Genomic DNA, 18,691 nt, shown 5'->3' with positions numbered 1-18,691 from the left:
ATGAATATTTTACACAAAGCTAAAGATTATGTAGAAAACTTATTCAAAGATAAGTTATCTTCTGTATACTTTTATCATAATTTTATTCACACGACCTATACGGTAAACAAGGCCGAAGAGATCATGCGGAATACACCTGTTGCCAAAGAGGACCAGGAAAAGGTACTTCTTGCGCTGTGGTTCCACGACACAGGTTATGTGGAATGTGCACAGAATCATGAGGAAAAAGGAGTCGAGATCCTTACCGGTTTTCTGAAACAGGAAAATTACCCCGAAAATTATATCGGGGACGTTTCTCAACTAATTCTGGCAACTAAAATCACGTATGAACCGCAGAACCTTCTGGAAAAGATCGTAAAAGATGCTGACTGCAGTCATTTTGCCAGTCACGACTATAATGATATTTCCGATGCACTCAGAAAGGAATGGGAACTTACCAATGTAAGGTGCTTTTCCAATGATGAGTGGAATGCCGGAAATCTTGAGATGCTTAAAAACAAGCATCATTATTATACGGAATATGCTAAAGAAAACTGGGAACCGCTGAAAAAGAAAAACATCAAAAAAATAGAAAAAAAGCTTGAAAAGGAAGAGGATAAAAAGGAAAATTCAGATCATAAGAAGGAAGCGAAAGATCCAAAAGATTCAAAATCCGACCGCAGCGTAGATACCCTGTTCAGGGTAACGCTGAACAATCATACAAGGCTGAGTGATATTGCTGACAGTAAGGCGAATATTCTTCTTTCGGTTAATGCCATTATTATTTCAGTTTGTCTTTCCGTGTTGGTTCCTAAACTGGACACCCCTAAGAATGCGCATCTTATCATTCCGAGTTTTGTGCTGCTTATTTCAAGTGTTCTGACTATTATATTTGCGATCCTGTCTACAAAACCGAATGTAACGAAAACCCATTTTACGGCTCAGGATATCGCGGACAGAAAAGTGAATCTTCTGTTCTTCGGGAACTTTCACCAAATGCTGTTCAATGATTTTCACGATGCAATGAAAGATCTCATCAAGGACAGGGATTATATCTATGATTCTATGGTGAAAGACCTTTACTTCCTGGGAAAAGTGTTAGACAGAAAGTATAAGCTTTTGTCCATAACATATAAGATCTTTATGGCCGGAATTATTATTTCCGTGCTTTCTTTTGCCTATGCTTTTCTTTCGCTTTAAATCTTCACAAAACAATAACGATATAAACCGCTGAAAAGCGGTTTTTTTATTTGTAATAGGCATAAAATTATAAAATTACAGAATAGTGTTATTAAACCAAAGAGATCCTCAACGCCAGTAATCCCGTAATACCCTGCAGATCTTCTACTTTTAAAAACTCCACATCATTCTGAAGAATTCCTTTTTTCTGAAGCTTATTGATGTATTCCAGGTATTCTTTCTGGTTTTCCATGCCGAAATACACGATGGTAATTTTTCCGGGACAGGTTATCCTTTCTGAAGAATCTTTGATATGGGCTTTATCCAGACGTTTTTTTATAATTTCATAATACGAATTGTAGGCGCCGTCTACATCGAAACGTTTCTCGTCCATTCTGAAGCGGATGTCTATTTTTTCATTGTAGACAAAAAGCAGTGATGCAATATCCAGATGTATGGGAAGGCTGTTTTTAAAAGTCCGGAATTCGTGTTCCATGTTACAGATCGTTTTCAGCTGCCAATATCTTAGCTTATGGACCACTTTTGAAGTATAATTAAGGTCCGGAGCGATATTATGTCCGATGTAGAGATTATGTTCCACACCATCGGATTTAAACCTCTCATAATAGTGCGGGAAAATCTCCTGGGCTTTGCTCTGGCTTTCATCCAGTATATCAGCGAGTTTTCTGTTGACCAGCGTTATAGAATCATCTAAATTTTTCCTGTTGGCATAAAACAGATCGGTTTGGGTGAAAACCTGTACAAAATAATCTTTGATCTTGTTTTTTATATCCCTGTCGGTTTTCATTTCCAGTTTTCCCTGTAGATAAGGGTGGATATCCTCTCTCAAAAGTCTCTGGAAACGTTGCTCCGTATCAGCTTTGATCTCGTTGTTCAGCTCATTTTCAAAAATATCAAGGGCCAGAAGATATTTTTCCGAATCGGAATTGATCAGTGTAAAAATATCGTGAAGGCTTTCAAGCTGCTGGTTGAGATCTTCAAGCATCAGATTGAAACGTTTATCTGAAGAAGAACGGATGTCCGAGAAGCCAAACAGCGGTGTCAGGTTTTTGAAAGAGATCTGTTTCAGCGTGTACATTTTTTTCCCCAGCGAAGCATTGAAATATTTCTCGGCTTCATTTCTGAATTTCCAGACTACACTGTCGTGGATGGAAGTGTATTCACGCTGAATAATGGCTTCTATCTGGTAGTTTTTTTCAAAGCTGAACCTGTTCAGGGAGAAGAGAATCATGTCTGTGAAAAACTCCATCTTTTTCAGCTTTAATCCGTTGAAACTGTTGGCTTCCGTAGAGGTAAACTCCATGATCGCCAGAAGCTCATTGTCCTTCATGATGGGAATTACCATGAAGCTGTTGATATTGTTATCCCTTAAAATATTAAAAGAAGGAAGATTTTTAATCTGGTCATCCATCTTGCTGACATTGGAGATGACAATCGATTTGGGATTATGATTTAAATTGTTGAATGTATTCTTACGGGTTTCCTCATCAAATGCATTGATCCAGAAATCCAGAACATGATGGGTGAAAACATTTTCGTAGATCGGCAGTCTGCCGAGTTTCTGATCTTTTTTGTCAAACAGCATTAAACCGAAATTAAGCTGAGGTACATCGAAATAAGACTTGAAAATTTCTACAAGGTTTTCATCCGGGCTCAGGTCTTCAGGATCGATCTCTATCATACTGGATTTCAGGTCAGACAATGCGACTTCTGAGGTACAGTCTACCAGCGAAATAATAGCGAAACCTTTTAAGATCCAGGATTTTGAAGGGAAATATTTTTTCCACAGCTGGTAATCGTCCAGGTTTTCAAGCAGCATATCCACTATATCATCAGACGGGATTTTAGCATTTTCAGTAGGATAAATATCTGTAAAATCTGAATTGATTATGATCTTATAATGTTTCATGATTCCCAGCCTGTTCGGGATATCATAGTAAAGCGGAATATTGCTTTTGATGCCTTTTTTGAAATAAGTCTGAAGGATAAGACAGCAGCAGAAGACATAAAATTCATCATCATCAATGTTTCTGAGCTCTATTTCAAAGTCTTTTCCTGCATCTTTAAGGATATTCTTAAATCTTTCGGTATAATTAAATGTAATATTGGAAAGGGGAATACTTGCCGCTTTAATCTCATTATGGGTAAGCCCGGTAGGGAAGAGGTCTGCAAGCAGCAGCCTGATGAGGTCTTCGTGTTTTTCCAGCAGCGAAATATCCTGGAAACCATCTCTCAGTTCCTTAATTTTTTTGGTTCTGTCAATAATTGATTCCGCGTAGCTGGCACGGTATTCCAGACGGTCGTTATAGCGGATATGCTCCAGCACATCCAAATATTTTTTGAATGATATGAGAATCTGAAAAGGAGCGTCTTTTTTATAAAGATGAGCCAAGAGCTGAAATTTAAAGTAAAGTTATGAAAAAAACACCATTTCTGCATGCACTGGCAATTGGTGAAATCCATCTTGATAAGAGCATTGTTTATTTTTCCTGCACAAACACCGGATATAGATAAATTACCTGTTATTTCTTTTCTTTTTTAAAAATTCCGCAGTTTTGTGAAAAAGATTTGGGTAAAATTCTGATGTCCCGATCTTTAATTCTTTGGTCACCGGAAAAAGAAATTTTATAAGAGGAACAGCAATTATGGTGGCCAACGCTCCGAAAAGCATACCGTAATTCGTTATATCTGTTTTGTTTTTGCTTATATAAAAAACAATTGTCGAAATAAATAAAGCTGCAAATAAGGTGACGATGATTTTTTTCATGGTGATGAATGTTATCCAAATTTAGTTGTTTTCATGGATATTTAAGATAAAAAATGCGGTTTCTTCCTAATGTAATTGTTGAGATGTTGTAAATACTGGTACAGAATTTTATTTTAATACAAAGTTTATGTCATAGACTAACAGTCCATTACGAGAGGAGGAATCAATCTTTGATTGATTCCTCCTCTCGTAATGGACTGTGTGGTATTTTATACCCTTCCTTCTACCTTATTATGAAAGTTTATTTAATACTAATTTGCCCCATTCCATTTTCTACATGTTTAGCAATATAATTTACAATGAATATTGTCTTTTTTGTTTTTTTGTTGTAAACCATATTTACTAAATAATCATCTGGATACCAAGTTGTAAAGAGAATATGATAATCTCTCGGATTTTTTTTCAAAACATTTTTTACATATTCATTTATTCTGGAAATATTATCTTTTGATTGTGGTGTATATTTGATTAACTCATAAAAAGTTCTTTCAGTATCATTGTACATCTTGATTTTTCCATCTAACTTTTTGGATAATATTGCATTTTTATGATCATCTTCAATATTTCCATTACTCTGGATTAGTTTAATATTATATTCACTCTCTTTTAAGATGAAAAATAGATGAGATTTTGAAGAAATTGAATCTGGATATAACTTCTTTGTGTTATGATATAATTCTGGTCGTAATAAAATATGCGAATTGTCAATTAATTGATAGTTTCCAGATATAGACTCATTTACATCTAAACCGCAAGTTGAACCCAACTCAGATGACTCGAATTTACCATTATCGGCAAAATTTAAATAATACAGATAATTTGTTTTTTGCTTATTTTTTTGATCATATTTAATCAATCTATACTGATAAATGTTAATAGAATCCAGTCCAACTATTCTATCAATATAAAAGGCATCATTTGCCACAAATTGCTGTGCATTTAAAATAAGTGGAAATAAAAATGTTAATGCTAAAATATATTTCATTTGCAGTTTTTATAAAATTACAGAAAACTTGCGAAGTATTTACAAAGCTATGCCAAAAACGATATCAGAATGTTGGTGCTATAATTTTTTTTAGCTTTATCTCAAAAAATGCTTTTTTATATATTAAGATTCTCCATGGTTTTGGAAATGATTCCTGTACTACAGAAAACTATTGCTATTAAACTATTTTTCATTATTTATTTTTCGGATCATTTTCATTTCTATATTCCTTAATTTCCAATGTATCATCAAAAATAACAATGCTATAATCATTCTTTTCATCTTTTTTGTCCATAACATAGATGTTGTAATAAACTTGTATCGGATCTTCGTATCTATGGTTTACTCTTCTTGCAATGGCCTGTCTCGTATCGTAGATATCAATTCCTTTGGCTTTTAGTAGAAGCTCTCTGATGTCAGCAAAGCTATGTTTAAATTTCTCTTCATAATTCGTTATTTTAATAGCCTTTCCGTTTTCATCGTATTCATAACTTTTATTTATAGATTCTAACCGAAAAGTCGTAGACCATCTTCTTAATCTTCCCATATAATCATATTTTTTTCTGATTACAAAAGGACTCCATTCTTTTGAGATTTCTTCTACATATTCTTGAGTGTCTGCTTTTTCTTGTTCGGGAAAAACTGTCCATTGTCTAATGACTGTGCCATCAGTCCTTTTTTCTTCATATTGAGTATCAAATCCTGGTTTTTTAAAATTTTGTTTAAATAATTTTTGCTTGTATGAATTTGTTTCAAACATTTTGATATCAAAACGGGAACTATCCAATTGAGATTTTTCCTCAATTGTTATTATTGTATTTTGGTTTACTGCTGTTTTTGCAATACAGGAGAAGAATAAGAAACTATAAATAATTAACGAAAAGGAGAGTGTTATTTTCATATTGGATATATTTTGGTATTCTCAAAAGTAGTTAAAACTATGCATATTATTGTCCTTCAGTTTCTGAAAATTTTAATTCCGAAGAACGTCGAATCTTATGAGTTCAGCATGACAAAATAATACTTTTTTGCTATGCTGACTTCATTAAAGCATGTTCCTAAAATGGTTATTTTGGATCATTTTCTATCTCCGGAATATTTATATTGGCTATTTTCCACTGCCATCTCCAGAGTGTTTCCCTTTCTTCTCCCTGTACCATTCCGTCCGGTTCCACTGCTCTGTAAGACAGATAATTGTCCGTTGATTTTTCTTCAAAAGTACACAAAATTCTAGGTGTAGGAATTGGGTCTTCATCTATATGGGTGTGGTAAACTCCCAATCCATGCAGAACTTCATGAGCTAAAGAGGTCTCATCCTGTCTTTTGGTACTGTGCAGGCTATTGAAGAGCATTGCCGTATTTTCTCCTATATCTTTTACTTCTCCTTCTGTAGCTTTATTGTCACGAAAAGTGGTTGAACGATAGGTAAGAAATGAATCTTCCTGGAAGGCAAATACCGTAAAAATATTATTATTGAGATATTGCTCATCAATCTTTTCTTTGGAATTCTTGTAGAGGGTATTCTTTAAAAAATCCCTATTTTTTGATATATAAAGTTTTTTTACATAATCCTGACAATCGGTGTAGCCATGGGTGTGAAATATCCCTCCGTCTGTCCATTTGACAGTTGCTGCAGTATTATGACAAATATACTTTCCATATTTATCATGTCCGAAATTGTCTTTTATGATTTTGAAGTTCTCATTATCAGTTAAATCTAATAATGGAACTTCAAAGATATTAGGTACAATCAAACACTGATACATTGCTTTTCTTAAAGTATCAATTTCTTCAGGTTCTATTTTGCCTGTAAATTCTTCTTCTCTTATTTTTGTTTTCACATTTACCAATGCGAAATTTACGTTTTTCCTTACTTTTTCATCGTTTTGCAATACGGTAATTTTTCCTGCCAGTGATCTTTTGTATTTCTTATCCTGTGGATAGGCATAGATTTTAATTTCTTTGTTGCTGTCCAAATCTTTTTTGCAGGTAATGGTAATTTCTTCCGTTTTAGACTGGCGTATTCCTTTTTCTGCGGATTTATCAGCAAGTGTTTTCGGAGTAATATCAAAAAGAGCAGTATCATATTCAAACTCTAAAACAGAATTTCTTGCAATTTCTACTATGGCACACAATGTAATACTAAACTGTGGCTGCTCAATATCTTTTGGAAGTTTCATACTTTCAACCGTCTCTTTAGAAAACATTGAAAGATATGGAACCTGATAGTTTCTTAATTCCCTCTCTTTTTGGCTTTTTCTGGATGGTAAATTAATTGGTATCTCTTCATACATATCTAAAAAACGATTGATCGCTTCATCAGGTTTTAAGTTTGTTCTTCCATCTTTGTACCCGCTTTTAATAAAATTTTTATACGTTATGCCATAAGATTGACCATTATCTTTTTTCCGGTACCAATCAAAACCAAAACTTCCATCGTACGTTTTATGCACTGTTCTAAATTCTGCAACAGCATGCAAAAAAGGTTTTTCTTCTGTTTGGTTTTCTTCTGTATCACCATTATTTAATGTTCCTGTTGGGTTATTAAGTGATAAAGCTTTCACAAAGGTGAAGCCGTTATAAATGTTATTCATTTTTTATGTTTTTAAACTGTTTTTATCTTATTGCTTTTACTACAAAGAAAAAGTACTGTGGCGACAAAACTTGACACATAAAATATTTTATGTCATTTATATCCTGCTCATAAAAATAGAATCAATCTTTGATTGTATGAACGTTTTACACTCAACTTTATCATTGACGGAAGTCCTATTTCTTTGCACCATTTAAATTCAACAGTTTTTAAGTGAAAACTTTATGATTAAAATTTTGGTAGGCTTGCTTAAGACTGATTTAAAAAAAACTCCATTGATCACAAAGAAAAAGCACAACTGAAAAAGTTGTGCTTCTGTATATTTTTGTATTGAGATTTTATAATCCGAACTGTCTTGCAAACAGATCAGGGAAAATACCCAACAGAATAATAGATGCGATTACAAACACTGCTACGATATTGTAAGTAAGCGTTACCTTCTCAGAAGATTTGAATGTAGATTCCTTAAAGAAGAACATAGCAATGATCAGCCTTAAGTAGTAAGCGATAGAAAGGGCAGAACCTAAAACAGCTATTAATACTAAGAAGGCTGCACCGTTCATAGCCTGGGAGAATAAAGCAAATTTACCCATGAAACCCGCCGTTAACGGAACTCCCGCCATTGAAAGCATAGAGATTGTTGCTACCGTAGCCAATAAAGGTTCAGTTTTAGCCAATCCTTTGAAAGCCCCGAAAGAAGTCTCTCTCTTTAATTTCTCTACCCAGATCAGGCACATGAAAACTCCTACTGTAGATAATGAGTAAGCGAACAGGTAAAATGCCAGGTTATAAGTAGAAAGGCTTGTCATTCCGAAGAACACCAATCCTATATATCCTGCGTGGGATACGGAAGAATAAGCAAGCATTCTTTTGGCGTTGGTTTGTGCAAGTCCCATCACGTTGGCCAAAAGTAAGGTGATGATTAAGAATACGCCCAAAACATTGATCCATTCGTGGGTAACTCCGGCAAAACCTATTGTCATCAGCCTGAATAAAGCATAGAATCCTGAGATCTTTACGACACTCGCCATGAATGCCGTAATTAATGAAGGTGATCCTGCATATACATCAGGACTCCACATATGGAAAGGAGCTAAAGCCACTTTGAATGCCAGTGCACAAAGAATCAGCAAGACTCCTAAAATGAACATTACATCTTTAGAGTTGGCCAATCCGAAATCGTGGATTTTATAGAGGTCAAAGCTTCCTGTGCTTCCGTAAATAAATGCAATCCCGAAAAGTAAGAAACCCGTCGCGAAAGCACCCATCAGGAAATATTTGATAGAAGCTTCGTTTGATCTTAAATCAGTTTTGTTGGCACCCGCCATTACATACAACGGAATGGAAAGAATTTCTACTCCCAGGAAAAGGGTAACCAAATTCTGGAATCCGAAAAGAATGATTCCTCCGCATAATGCAAAAAGCATCAGTGCATATAATTCCGACTGGTGGCTTCTGTGATTGCTGAATGCAAAACCTCCCAGGAAGAATAACAATAAGGTTGTTACAATAGATATCTTGGTGAATAACGCAGTATTTGCAGTGTATTCATACATGTGTCTGTACTTTTCGAAGAAAGCACATTCCGGTAAGAAGCTTACATATAAAGCGATGATCAATCCTAAAATCCCAATGTACCTTGCGAATTTTCCCTGTTCGAAAACTCCTGAAAATAACGCAATAACTGCCGTTAGGAAAACAATAATTAAAACACTCATAATATAGATTTGAGAGGTGAGATTTTAAGGTGAGGTTTTAAAGTTTAAGGTTTAGAGTTTAAAGTTTGTGTCATATCCGATATCCGGTTTTCAAATCTTTATTCTTTTCTCTTTATTCTTTTTTCTCCTCTAATCTCTTAATTTTTTAATTTTTAAATCTTTTAATCTTCTAATTAGCCATCGATGTGTAGATAAACATCAGCGAACTATTCACCATATCGATTACCGGCTGCGGGAAAATACCCAGCAGGATCACGAAAACGGCCAAACTTGCCAAAACAGAGAATTCTACTGCAGATAAATCTTTTGCCGTACTTAAAACTGCTTCATCACCCTGACCAAACATTGCTTTTCCGTAGAATCTCAATAAATAAACTGCCGCAAGAATAATCGTAAGACCGGCAATTACTGCTGCCAGTCCGTTAAAATCATATACAGATTTCAACAGAATAAATTCTCCGATGAATCCATTGGTTAATGGAACTCCCATTGAACCTAATATAATGATCAGGAATAACACGGCAAACTTAGGGGCCACTTTCGCTAAACCTCCCATTTGTCTGATGTCTCTCGATTTAAATCTCTTGTATAAAATATCACAGCCGTAGAATAATCCCACAACGTTGATACCGTGAGCAAAAGTCTGTACCAATGCACCTTCAGCACCTTCGATATTGAATGTTCCTCTTAAAGTAATCACAGCGGAAGAGAAAATCCCTGCCACCATTAATCCTACGTGAGAGAAAGAAGAATAGGCAATGATTCTCTTCATATCGGTCTGGATGATTGCGATAAGTGCACCGTGAACAATTCCCACAATAGCTAGGATAATGACGATCTGTCCTGAAATTCCTGCAATAGGAAGCGGAGTGATCGGAAGTAAATAACGGATAACACCGTATACGGCCATCTTCAGCATGATCCCTGATAAAAGCATGGATCCCTGAGTAGGAGAGTAGGTATAGGTATCCGGTTGCCATGTATGGAAAGGGAATACCGGTAATTTCACTGCAAATGCAAAGAAGATAAACCAGAATACCACCGTCTGCTGTACTTCATTAAGCTGGGCATTATATAAATCTGTTAAAGCGAATGATGCAGAGTGGTTGTACACATAGATCAATCCGGCTAACATAAATAATGACCCAACGAATGTATAAACGAAAAATTTCGTCGTGAATTCAAGCCTTTTATTTTCCTGGCCCCAAAGTCCGGCGATAAACCAGATAGGGATCAAAGTTACTTCCCAGAAAATGTAGAACAATAATCCGTCAAGTGATGTGAAAACTCCTACAAGACCGAACTGCATCAGCAGAATCAGACCGTAGAATGTATTTCTGTAGCTTACATTTTCATTAAAAGAAGACAAAATAATGATTGGCGTTAAAATATTGGTCAGCAGCAAAAGCAACAGACTCATCCCGTCAATCCCGAAATGAAGGGAACTTTTAATGAACTGTGACCAGGGATAATTGATCTCGTGCTGTAATACACTGTCTACCGTCGGATTAAAATTAAAATCCGCTGCGATATAGAATGTAATAAGCATCTGGATCAATGCAATTCCCAGCGCCAAATATTTGCTGGATTTATTTTTCCATGCAAAAACTAATCCCGAACCTACTAGAGGTAATAGTAATAGTGTTAATAATAAACCAGACATTATTGTAATATAAAGTTAACAATCAGTATAATTCCCACTGCTAAAGACATGATAAGAATATAAGTCTCTACATTTCCGTTTTGGATACGCTTCATCGCTTTTCCGCTGTCTTCAGCGCCTTCGCCCACGAAGTCTACAAAACGGTCTAAGATCCCTTTATCGAACATCTTTCCTCCGCGTCCTAATCCTTCAACAGTTTTTACAATCAATGCGTTGTAAAGTTCGTCTACATATAATTTCTTAGCAGAAAGCTTTTCCCATCCGGTATAGCTTTCTTCCGCCAGAGCCATTTTTTTCTTTTTCACGTAGGTGTTTCTTACAACGAACCAAACAGTGAAGAACATCAGTACAGTAGCTCCTAATAATATCATCTCGGTACCAAACGGAACTCCCGAAAGAGTAGCTTCCATCTGATTGAAACTCTGCTCGGTAAGAACAGGTTTAAGCCATTCCATTAATTTTGCATAATGACCGTGTCCGATGAAGTGAGGAAGGTTAATGAAACCTCCAAGCACTGAAAGGACAGCCAGTACGATCAATGGAAGCGTCATATTGGACGGACTTTCGTGTAAATGGTGCTTCTGATCTTCCGTACCTCTGAACTCTCCGTGGAACGTCAGATAATACAGTCTGAACATATAGGTTGCTGTAATAGCTGCTAAAATAAATAAGAATACCCAGTAAATTGGATTTTTAGCGAAAGCTGCTACTAAAATTTCGTCTTTCGAGATCATCCCTGATAATAGGGGGAAACCTGAGATCGCTAATGTTCCGATCAGGAAAGTAGCGTGTGTAATGGGAATGTATTTTTTAAGACCTCCCATGAAACGCATATCCTGCTCGTTGCTCATCGCGTGGATCACAGAACCTGCTCCCAGGAATAATAGTGCTTTGAAGAATGCGTGTGTCATTACGTGGAACATCGCTGTTGTATAAGCTCCCAGTCCTAAAGCAATGAACATAAATCCAAGCTGTGAAACGGTAGAGTAGGCCAATACTTTTTTGATGTCGTTCTGACGAAGTGCATAGAATCCTGCCAAAGCAGCTGTTAAGAATCCGATGAATAAAATTCCTCCCTGAACCGTAGGTGCCAAAGTAAATAAGAAGTTGGATCTTACTACCAGATAGATCCCTGCCGTTACCATTGTTGCCGCGTGGATCAACGCTGATACAGGAGTAGGACCGGCCATCGCATCCGGCAGCCATGTATATAAAGGAACCTGAGCTGATTTACCGGTAGCCCCGATAAATAAACTGGCCGTAATAAAGATAATTACTGTTCCGTCTAATTCAAATTTTGAAGAGTTCTGTGCTACGGTAAGGAAATCCACTGCATTGGTCTGAGCAGCGATCATGAAGATCCCGATCAGCAAGGCAAGGTCACCAATTCTGTTCATGATGAAAGCTTTTCTTGCTGCTTTACCATATTCTTCGTTGGTATACCAGAATCCGATCAGCAGGTAAGAGCAAAGTCCTACACCTTCCCATCCGATAAACAAGATCAGGTAGTTGCTTCCCATCACTAAAAGTAACATCGAGAAGATGAAAAGATTCAGATAAGTAAAAAACTTATAGAAACCTTTATCATGGCTCATATATCCGATGGAATATAAATGGATCAGTGAACCGATCCCGGTAATGATCATAACCATCATTAACGAAAGCTGATCGATCTGGAATCCTACATTGATCTGGATCCCGTTTACTGTAAACCACTCAAAAGCCTTTACGATAATCGGCTGACTTTCAGAATCAAATTTCATGAAAAGACTTACCGCGATACAGAATGACCCGAAAACCATTGCCGTAGCCAGAGAGCCTACAAATATTTTTGGAAGATTTTTCCCGAATAAACCGTTAATAAGAAAGCCTAAAAGTGGTAAAAGTATTATTGCATACACTAAATTTTCCATTCCTTATCCTCTTAATTTATTAAATATACTTACATCCACAGAACGGGTATTTCTATACAGCATAGCAATAATTGCCAGACCTACCGCTACTTCAGCGGCGGCTACCACCATAATGAAGAAAACTAAAAGCTGTCCGTCTCCGTTTCCTTTATAGGCTGAAAAAGCAGCCAGCAAAAGGTTTACAGAATTCAGCATAAGCTCTACACAGCCCAAAATAACAATAGCGTTCTTTCTCAGCAATACTCCCAATACTCCCAGACAGAACAATACTGAAGAAAGTATGATGAAATAGTTAAGAGGGACGCTTTGTATAAATGTATTTACTTCTCCCATAATTTTATAAATCTTTTTTACCGATTAATACCGCACCTACAATACCTGCCAAAATCAGGATAGAAGCAAGCTCAAACGGTAAAACATATTGATTAAACAAAAGTCTCCCCAGGTTTTTCGTAAGACCCACACCTTTGTCTACATTTTCAACAACAATGTGATTGTCCTGAACGCCTCTGAATACGCCTAAAACTCCAATTAATAAAAGACCGGCTGTAAAAACTCCAACAAATTTTAAAGTATTGTTCTTCTTACTTTCGTCTTGTTTATTAAGGTTAAGCATCATCAGGATATAAAGGAATAATACCATGATGGCTCCGGCATACACTATAATCTGAATGATGGCAAGGAATTGGGCATTCAGAAGAATGTACATTCCCGCAATTGAAAACATCGTAACAATTAATGACAAAATAGCATAGAGAGGATTTCTTGCAAATACAAAATACACTGCACTAGCCACTGCTAAAAACGCCACCAAGAAAAATAAAAACTGATCCATTATTTTACCGCATTTTTTTGTTTCTCGGACTGTCTTGTCGTAATGTCAATCCTTTCATTTATTTTTTCAACCAATTTATCTTTTCCGTAGATGAAAGATCCTCTGTTGGTTTCTACATCCACTAATCTGTCTGTAAGATAAATAGCAGATTTCGGACAGGCTTCTTCACACATCCCGCAGAAAATACATCTCAGCATATTGATTTCATATACCGAAGCATATTTTTCTTCTCTGTAAAGACCTTTTTCCTCCTTCGTTCTTTCTGAAGCGGTCATCGTAATGGCTTCTGCAGGACAGGCTACGGCACAAAGTCCACAGGCTGTACATCTTTCTCTGCCTTCTTCGTCTCTTTTCAGAACGTGCTGACCTCTCCAGATGGTGGTTCTGGGTTTCTGTACTTCCGGATATGAATATACTGCGGGAGCACCTTTTATCACGGTTCTTACAGCATGCTTAAATGTAATCCCCATCCCGGTAAAAATAGCAGGAAGGTAGATTTTTTCAGCAAGGGTCATTTCTTTGTTGGAAACAACTTTTGATCTGTTCGTAAGTTTCATTTATTTAATTTTTTTAGGCTGAAGTTTTATTCAGCATTAAAAATATATTCTTATCTCTAGTTGGCAAATGCTAAAATCACAGCACCTGTAATCAATAGGTTTACTAATGCCATCGGGATCAGAGTTTTCCATCCTAAGTGCATTAACTGGTCATATCTGAATCTCGGAAGCGTCCATCTGATCCACATAAAAATCAGAATTCCGATTACCGTTTTCGTTAAAAATGCTACGATACTCAGGATTCCTGCAACGTTTTCGCCCCAGTGGTGAGTTACCCATTCGATTCCCGGATAGTTGTAGCCACCGAAGAAAAGAACGACCATGAAAGCATTGGAGATAAACATGTTCACATATTCACCAAACATATATAATCCCAGCTTCATGGAAGAATATTCCGTAGAATATCCAGTTACCAGTTCAGATTCACATTCAGGTAAATCGAAAGGGTGTCTGTTGGTTTCTGCCAAAGCTGCCACGAAGAAAACAAGGAAAGCAATCGGCTGGTAGAAAATATTCCAGTTCAGTCCGGAAACCCAGGGAATAACTCCCCAAAGTTTTCCTGTGGTCTGGCTTTCCGTAATTTCTTTTAAATCTAAACTTCCCGTCATCATAATGATAGAAAGCAAAGCCAATCCCATCGCCAATTCGTAAGAAATCATCTGAGAAGAAGCACGGATTGCACCTAATAATGAATATTTGTTATTAGAAGCCCAACCTCCGATCATGATTCCGTATACACCGATGGAAGCCATTCCAATGATGAAAAGTACACCAACATCGATATTTGCTACTTGTAAATCGTAAGAAACTCCACCAAAATTCAAGGTTTTACCCCAAGGAATAACCGCTCCTGTGATTAATGAAATAAACATGACCAAAGCCGGTCCTAATACGAAAAGAAACTTTTCAGCATTGGCAGGGGTAAAATCTTCCTTAAAGAAAAACTTCCCACCGTCGGCAAGTGGCTGCAGTAATCCGAAAGGTCCGGCTCTGTTGGGACCAATTCTATCCTGCATGATAGAGGCAACTTTTCTTTCTGCCCAGGTAGAGTAGGCGGCTATCGTAAGAGACAGCAGGAAAAGTGCCAGTACAAGTATAAGTTTAAATGTTAGTAAATCCATTTTATTTTTATAGATGTTAGATAGTAGAAGTTAGAAATTAGATTAAATCTGTTTCTGAAATCTGCAATCTTATTAAAATTATTTTTCGTCTTTTTCACTGATTTCTTTTGCCATAGGATTGTCCAGAACTCTCAGCTCATCCTTAGGCTTTTCGTAGTGGTTCAATGAAATTACCGAGTGTCTGTCGATATGTCTTGGACCTTCAATATTCCAGTCGGACAGTTCTTTTCTTTCGAAACGGCAGGTATCGCAGATAAATTCTTCCACTTCACCCCACTGGTCTTTTCTTGCAGTAACTCTTACGATTTCATCACCTTTCATCCAAACTAGGGCTTTTCCTGAACATTTATCACATTTACAGGTAGCGTTCATTGGTTTTGTAAACCAAACTCTGCTTGCAAAACGGGAAGTCCTGTCTGTTAATGCTCCTACCGGGCAAACATCAATAATGTTTCCGATGAAATCATTATCCAAAGCTTTATTTAAATAGGTGGAAATTTCAGCGTGATCTCCTCTGAAAAGAATTCCGTGTTCTCTTGTATCTGTAAGCTGATTTGCTGTTAAAACACATCTTGCACACAAAATACAACGGTTCATATTCAACTTGATATTCGGACCAAGATCGTCTGCTTCGTAAGTATTTCTTTCAAATTCAGTTCTGGTCTCAAGGTTTCCGTGCTCGTAACCAAGATCCTGAAGGTGGCATTCACCGGCCTGGTCGCAAACAGGGCAGTCCAGAGGGTGGTTCACCAGTAAGAATTCGGTAACGGCTTTTCTGCCTTCCTGAGCTTTTTCAGAAGAAAGATTTTTCACTTCCATACCGTCCATGACGTTAGTTCTGCAACTAGCGACTAATTTAGGCATAGGGCGGGGATCTGCTTCGGATCCTTTGGAAACTTCGACCAAGCAAGTTCTACATCTCCCTCCGCTGGTTTCCAATTTGCTGTAGTAGCACATCGCAGGAGGTACAGATCTTCCACCGATTTGTCTGGCAGCTTCCAAAATAGAAGTTCCAGGCAAAACTTCAGTAGTCTGTCCGTCTATAGTTATTTTGAATTTTTTAACCTCTTCGCTCATATTCTATGCTTTCGCTTATGCTTTTCAGGCGGTAAGCTCTATTTTAATTATACTTCTTCGTGTTAAATGTATACCCGATTCCGGCAAGGGCCTGTACGAAAACAAAATCCTGACGGGCTTTATCCGGCTTATTATTCAATGTAGTTTTAATATCCCACATATTAATATATCCTGCTTTTGCCTCTGCCCTGATCATCCAGTTTTTCCAGAAAACCAGGTTAAGACTGGATCTAAGATCGGTTCCCATACCTGCAACGTGAAAACGGTCGCTTCTTTCATTTCCGAAAAGTTTGATATTACTTTTCGGGAACATTACCCCGATTCCTGCTCCATAAGACCATACTAAATCTATATTTCTCTTATGAATAAGATTTTTATATTTTTCAAGACCTAAATTTTCATAATTAAGTCCATCTGTATGCTCGAAAGTAAGGAACTCGGTATCTGCTAAATTGACCTGTCCGTTCTGTACCATCGCTGCATATTTAGGATCTGAAATTGTTCCTGAAAAATCAGCGGTCTGTTCCTGCTTCATCACATATTTCATATGGTCAATTCCTAAAACAAGTGCCAGGTTATCTTTTATAAAATATCCTATTCTGAAATTATACTGCGTTACGGTAAACCAGCTTGGATCGATATAAACGATTCCGAACTTGGTAGGTTTATCTCTTGCCTGTACATTATTCAGCTGAAAATCATAGCCATTTCCGGTAAAATGGATGTCAGAATTACTGAAAGCATCTCTGTTCCATCCATAAAAAACGAATATCTGACCTTTCTTGCTTAATGGATAAGGTTTTATCTTTTTTCCACTTATAAGAGGCTCCTGATTAAGTTGCCTCAAAGTATCATTTATATTTTGTCCAAAAACAAACCCCGACATAATCATTAAGCCGACAACCAATAAATTTTTCATTCTAAGCATTATTCTCAACTGCAGGGATTGGGTCTGCATAATGTGCTAATCCGTAATTTTGTGTCTGAGACAATTCAGGATTTTTAATGTGCCATTCGAATTCATCTCTGAAGTGACGAATCGCTGCTGCAACAGGCCAGGCCGCTGCATCACCTAACGGACAAATAGTATTTCCTTCGATTTTTCTCTGGATGTCCCAAAGAAGGTCGATATCTTCCATTTTTCCTTCTCCTTTCTCAATTTTTTTCAAAATTTTGTACATCCATCCCGTTCCTTCACGGCAAGGAGTACACTGTCCGCAACTTTCGTGATTGTAAAATCTCGCTAAAGTCATGGTATGTTCTACGATACACTGATCTTCATCCAAAACAATGAAACCTCCTGAACCCATCATGGTTCCGGTAGCAAATCCACCGTCTGCCAATGATTCATAGTTCATGTATCTTGGTTCTCCGTTTACGGTTCTCAGTAATAAGTTGGCAGGCACAATCGGAACAGAACTTCCTCCGGGAATACAGGCTTTTAGCTTTTTCCCATCTTTAATACCTCCACAATATTCATCAGAATAAATAAATTCTTCAACCGTAATGGTCATATCTATTTCATAAACTCCAGGTTTGTTGATGTTTCCGCAGGCAGAAATTAATTTCGTACCTGTAGATCTTCCCACCCCGATTTTAGTGTATTCAGCACCTGTAATATCAATGATTGGAACGATTGCTGCAATAGATTCAACATTGTTTACTACCGTTGGTCTTTCCCAAAGTCCTTTTACAGCCGGGAATGGCGGTTTTAATCTTGGATTTCCTCTTTTACCTTCAAGGGATTCAAGCAATGCGGTTTCTTCACCACAGATATATGCTCCTCCACCTCTCTGAACGTAAATTTCACAGTCGAAACCAGTTCCCATGATGTTTTTACCCAAAAATCCTGCAGCTTTGGCTTCTTCAATAGCTTCTTCCAAAATATCAGGGATCCATGAATATTCTCCACGGATGTAGATGTAAGAAACATTGGAGCCTAAACAGTAAGACGATATAAGCATTCCTTCGATCAGTAAATGAGGAAGAAATTCCATTAAATATCTGTCTTTGAAAGTTCCGGGCTCGGATTCATCGGCATTCACGACCAGGTGTCTTGGCACGCCTTCCGGTTTTGCCAGAAAGCTCCATTTCATCCCTGTCGGGAATCCAGCTCCACCACGTCCGCGAAGTCCTGAAGCTTTTACTTCTTCAAGAATTTCGTCGGGTGTCATTTTCAAGGCTTTTTCAGCTGCGGTGTAACCTCCTTGTTTACGGTAAGTTTCAAAGTAGCGAATACCTTCTATATGTGCATCTTTAAGTAAAAGTTTTTTACTCATCGTA

Annotated in this window: 16 protein-coding genes; 1 reads left to right on the top strand and 15 read right to left on the bottom strand. The window is 37.1% G+C overall.

From position 1 onward, the window contains the following. On the top strand, nucleotides 1-1,179 hold the full coding sequence (locus tag IX38_RS07970) for a Pycsar system effector family protein (protein WP_034703589.1): 1,179 nt from the start codon (nucleotides 1-3) through the stop codon (nucleotides 1,177-1,179). A 91-nt stretch (nucleotides 1,180-1,270) separates the two neighbouring features. Here the strand turns inward: IX38_RS07970 and IX38_RS07965 are convergent, their stop codons facing one another. The 15 genes from IX38_RS07965 to nuoF form a co-directional block, all read right to left on the bottom strand. After that, nucleotides 1,271-3,571, bottom strand: coding sequence for a GAF domain-containing protein (locus tag IX38_RS07965; RefSeq protein ID WP_034703587.1), 2,301 nt, complete (start codon nucleotides 3,569-3,571; stop codon nucleotides 1,271-1,273). Between the two features lie 123 nt (nucleotides 3,572-3,694). Beyond that, complete coding sequence (locus IX38_RS07960; protein ID WP_034703584.1) at nucleotides 3,695-3,946, bottom strand: hypothetical protein; 252 nt, start codon at nucleotides 3,944-3,946, stop codon at nucleotides 3,695-3,697. 241 nt (nucleotides 3,947-4,187) lie between these two features. Continuing rightward, nucleotides 4,188-4,931 carry a hypothetical protein gene (locus IX38_RS07955; protein WP_034703583.1) on the bottom strand — a complete coding sequence of 248 codons (744 nt, stop codon included), beginning with the start codon at nucleotides 4,929-4,931 and terminating at the stop codon, nucleotides 4,188-4,190. Between the two features lie 193 nt (nucleotides 4,932-5,124). Next, nucleotides 5,125-5,832 (bottom strand): hypothetical protein, encoded by a 708-nt coding sequence (locus IX38_RS07945; protein ID WP_131368648.1) that lies wholly within the window; start codon nucleotides 5,830-5,832, stop codon nucleotides 5,125-5,127. A gap of 166 nt (nucleotides 5,833-5,998) precedes the next feature. Further along, nucleotides 5,999-7,525 (bottom strand): hypothetical protein, encoded by a 1,527-nt coding sequence (locus IX38_RS07940; protein ID WP_034703580.1) that lies wholly within the window; start codon nucleotides 7,523-7,525, stop codon nucleotides 5,999-6,001. A 337-nt stretch (nucleotides 7,526-7,862) separates the two neighbouring features. Further along, complete coding sequence (locus tag IX38_RS07935; RefSeq protein WP_034703578.1) at nucleotides 7,863-9,242, bottom strand: NADH-quinone oxidoreductase subunit N; 1,380 nt, start codon at nucleotides 9,240-9,242, stop codon at nucleotides 7,863-7,865. A 169-nt stretch (nucleotides 9,243-9,411) separates the two neighbouring features. After that, on the bottom strand, nucleotides 9,412-10,905 hold the full coding sequence (locus tag IX38_RS07930) for a complex I subunit 4 family protein (RefSeq protein WP_034703575.1): 1,494 nt from the start codon (nucleotides 10,903-10,905) through the stop codon (nucleotides 9,412-9,414). After that, complete coding sequence (gene nuoL, locus IX38_RS07925) at nucleotides 10,905-12,818, bottom strand: NADH-quinone oxidoreductase subunit L (RefSeq protein WP_034703573.1); 1,914 nt, start codon at nucleotides 12,816-12,818, stop codon at nucleotides 10,905-10,907. Before nuoL ends, IX38_RS07930 begins: the two co-directional genes overlap by 1 nt. 3 nt (nucleotides 12,819-12,821) lie before the next feature. Beyond that, entirely contained in the window at nucleotides 12,822-13,151 is a 330-nt protein-coding gene (gene nuoK / locus IX38_RS07920; protein WP_034703571.1) for an NADH-quinone oxidoreductase subunit NuoK, read from the bottom strand. Nucleotides 13,152-13,155: 4 nt separating this feature from the next. Continuing rightward, complete coding sequence (locus IX38_RS07915) at nucleotides 13,156-13,653, bottom strand: NADH-quinone oxidoreductase subunit J family protein (protein ID WP_034703568.1); 498 nt, start codon at nucleotides 13,651-13,653, stop codon at nucleotides 13,156-13,158. Further along, nucleotides 13,653-14,210, bottom strand: a complete 558-nt coding sequence (locus IX38_RS07910) for a NuoI/complex I 23 kDa subunit family protein (protein WP_034703566.1) — start codon at nucleotides 14,208-14,210, stop codon at nucleotides 13,653-13,655. The genes IX38_RS07915 and IX38_RS07910 overlap by 1 nt, the downstream gene beginning before the upstream one ends. A gap of 56 nt (nucleotides 14,211-14,266) precedes the next feature. Further along, nucleotides 14,267-15,331, bottom strand: coding sequence for an NADH-quinone oxidoreductase subunit NuoH (nuoH, locus tag IX38_RS07905; protein ID WP_034703564.1), 1,065 nt, complete (start codon nucleotides 15,329-15,331; stop codon nucleotides 14,267-14,269). A 78-nt stretch (nucleotides 15,332-15,409) separates the two neighbouring features. Continuing rightward, nucleotides 15,410-16,408 (bottom strand): 2Fe-2S iron-sulfur cluster-binding protein, encoded by a 999-nt coding sequence (locus IX38_RS07900; protein WP_034703561.1) that lies wholly within the window; start codon nucleotides 16,406-16,408, stop codon nucleotides 15,410-15,412. A gap of 43 nt (nucleotides 16,409-16,451) precedes the next feature. Then, complete coding sequence (locus IX38_RS07895; protein WP_034703559.1) at nucleotides 16,452-17,327, bottom strand: hypothetical protein; 876 nt, start codon at nucleotides 17,325-17,327, stop codon at nucleotides 16,452-16,454. 1 nt (nucleotide 17,328) lies between these two features. Beyond that, nucleotides 17,329-18,687, bottom strand: a complete 1,359-nt coding sequence (nuoF, locus tag IX38_RS07890; RefSeq protein ID WP_034703557.1) for an NADH-quinone oxidoreductase subunit NuoF — start codon at nucleotides 18,685-18,687, stop codon at nucleotides 17,329-17,331. Between the last annotated feature and the right edge of the window lie 4 nt (nucleotides 18,688-18,691).

Origin of the sequence: Chryseobacterium luteum, assembly GCF_000737785.1 — a bacterium.
GTDB classification, from domain to species: domain Bacteria; phylum Bacteroidota; class Bacteroidia; order Flavobacteriales; family Weeksellaceae; genus Chryseobacterium; species Chryseobacterium luteum.
This window is presented reverse-complemented; position numbering and strand designations above follow the sequence as displayed.

Bases quoted from the DNA above. Each gene is read 5' to 3' on its own strand.
- IX38_RS07970 (WP_034703589.1), top strand. From the start codon at position 1: ATGAATATTTTACACAAAGCTAAAGATTATGTAGAAAACTTATTCAAA.
- IX38_RS07960 (WP_034703584.1), bottom strand. From the start codon at position 3,946: ATGAAAAAAATCATCGTCACCTTATTTGCAGCTTTATTTATTTCGACA.
- IX38_RS07955 (WP_034703583.1), bottom strand. From the start codon at position 4,931: ATGAAATATATTTTAGCATTAACATTTTTATTTCCACTTATTTTAAAT.
- IX38_RS07945 (WP_131368648.1), bottom strand. From the start codon at position 5,832: ATGAAAATAACACTCTCCTTTTCGTTAATTATTTATAGTTTCTTATTC.
- IX38_RS07940 (WP_034703580.1), bottom strand. From the start codon at position 7,525: ATGAATAACATTTATAACGGCTTCACCTTTGTGAAAGCTTTATCACTT.
- IX38_RS07935 (WP_034703578.1), bottom strand. From the start codon at position 9,242: ATGAGTGTTTTAATTATTGTTTTCCTAACGGCAGTTATTGCGTTATTT.
- IX38_RS07930 (WP_034703575.1), bottom strand. From the start codon at position 10,905: ATGTCTGGTTTATTATTAACACTATTACTATTACCTCTAGTAGGTTCG.
- nuoL (WP_034703573.1), bottom strand. From the start codon at position 12,818: ATGGAAAATTTAGTGTATGCAATAATACTTTTACCACTTTTAGGCTTT.
- nuoK (WP_034703571.1), bottom strand. From the start codon at position 13,151: ATGGGAGAAGTAAATACATTTATACAAAGCGTCCCTCTTAACTATTTC.
- IX38_RS07915 (WP_034703568.1), bottom strand. From the start codon at position 13,653: ATGGATCAGTTTTTATTTTTCTTGGTGGCGTTTTTAGCAGTGGCTAGT.
- IX38_RS07910 (WP_034703566.1), bottom strand. From the start codon at position 14,210: ATGAAACTTACGAACAGATCAAAAGTTGTTTCCAACAAAGAAATGACC.
- nuoH (WP_034703564.1), bottom strand. From the start codon at position 15,331: ATGGATTTACTAACATTTAAACTTATACTTGTACTGGCACTTTTCCTG.
- IX38_RS07900 (WP_034703561.1), bottom strand. From the start codon at position 16,408: ATGAGCGAAGAGGTTAAAAAATTCAAAATAACTATAGACGGACAGACT.
- IX38_RS07895 (WP_034703559.1), bottom strand. From the start codon at position 17,327: ATGAAAAATTTATTGGTTGTCGGCTTAATGATTATGTCGGGGTTTGTT.
- nuoF (WP_034703557.1), bottom strand. From the start codon at position 18,687: ATGAGTAAAAAACTTTTACTTAAAGATGCACATATAGAAGGTATTCGC.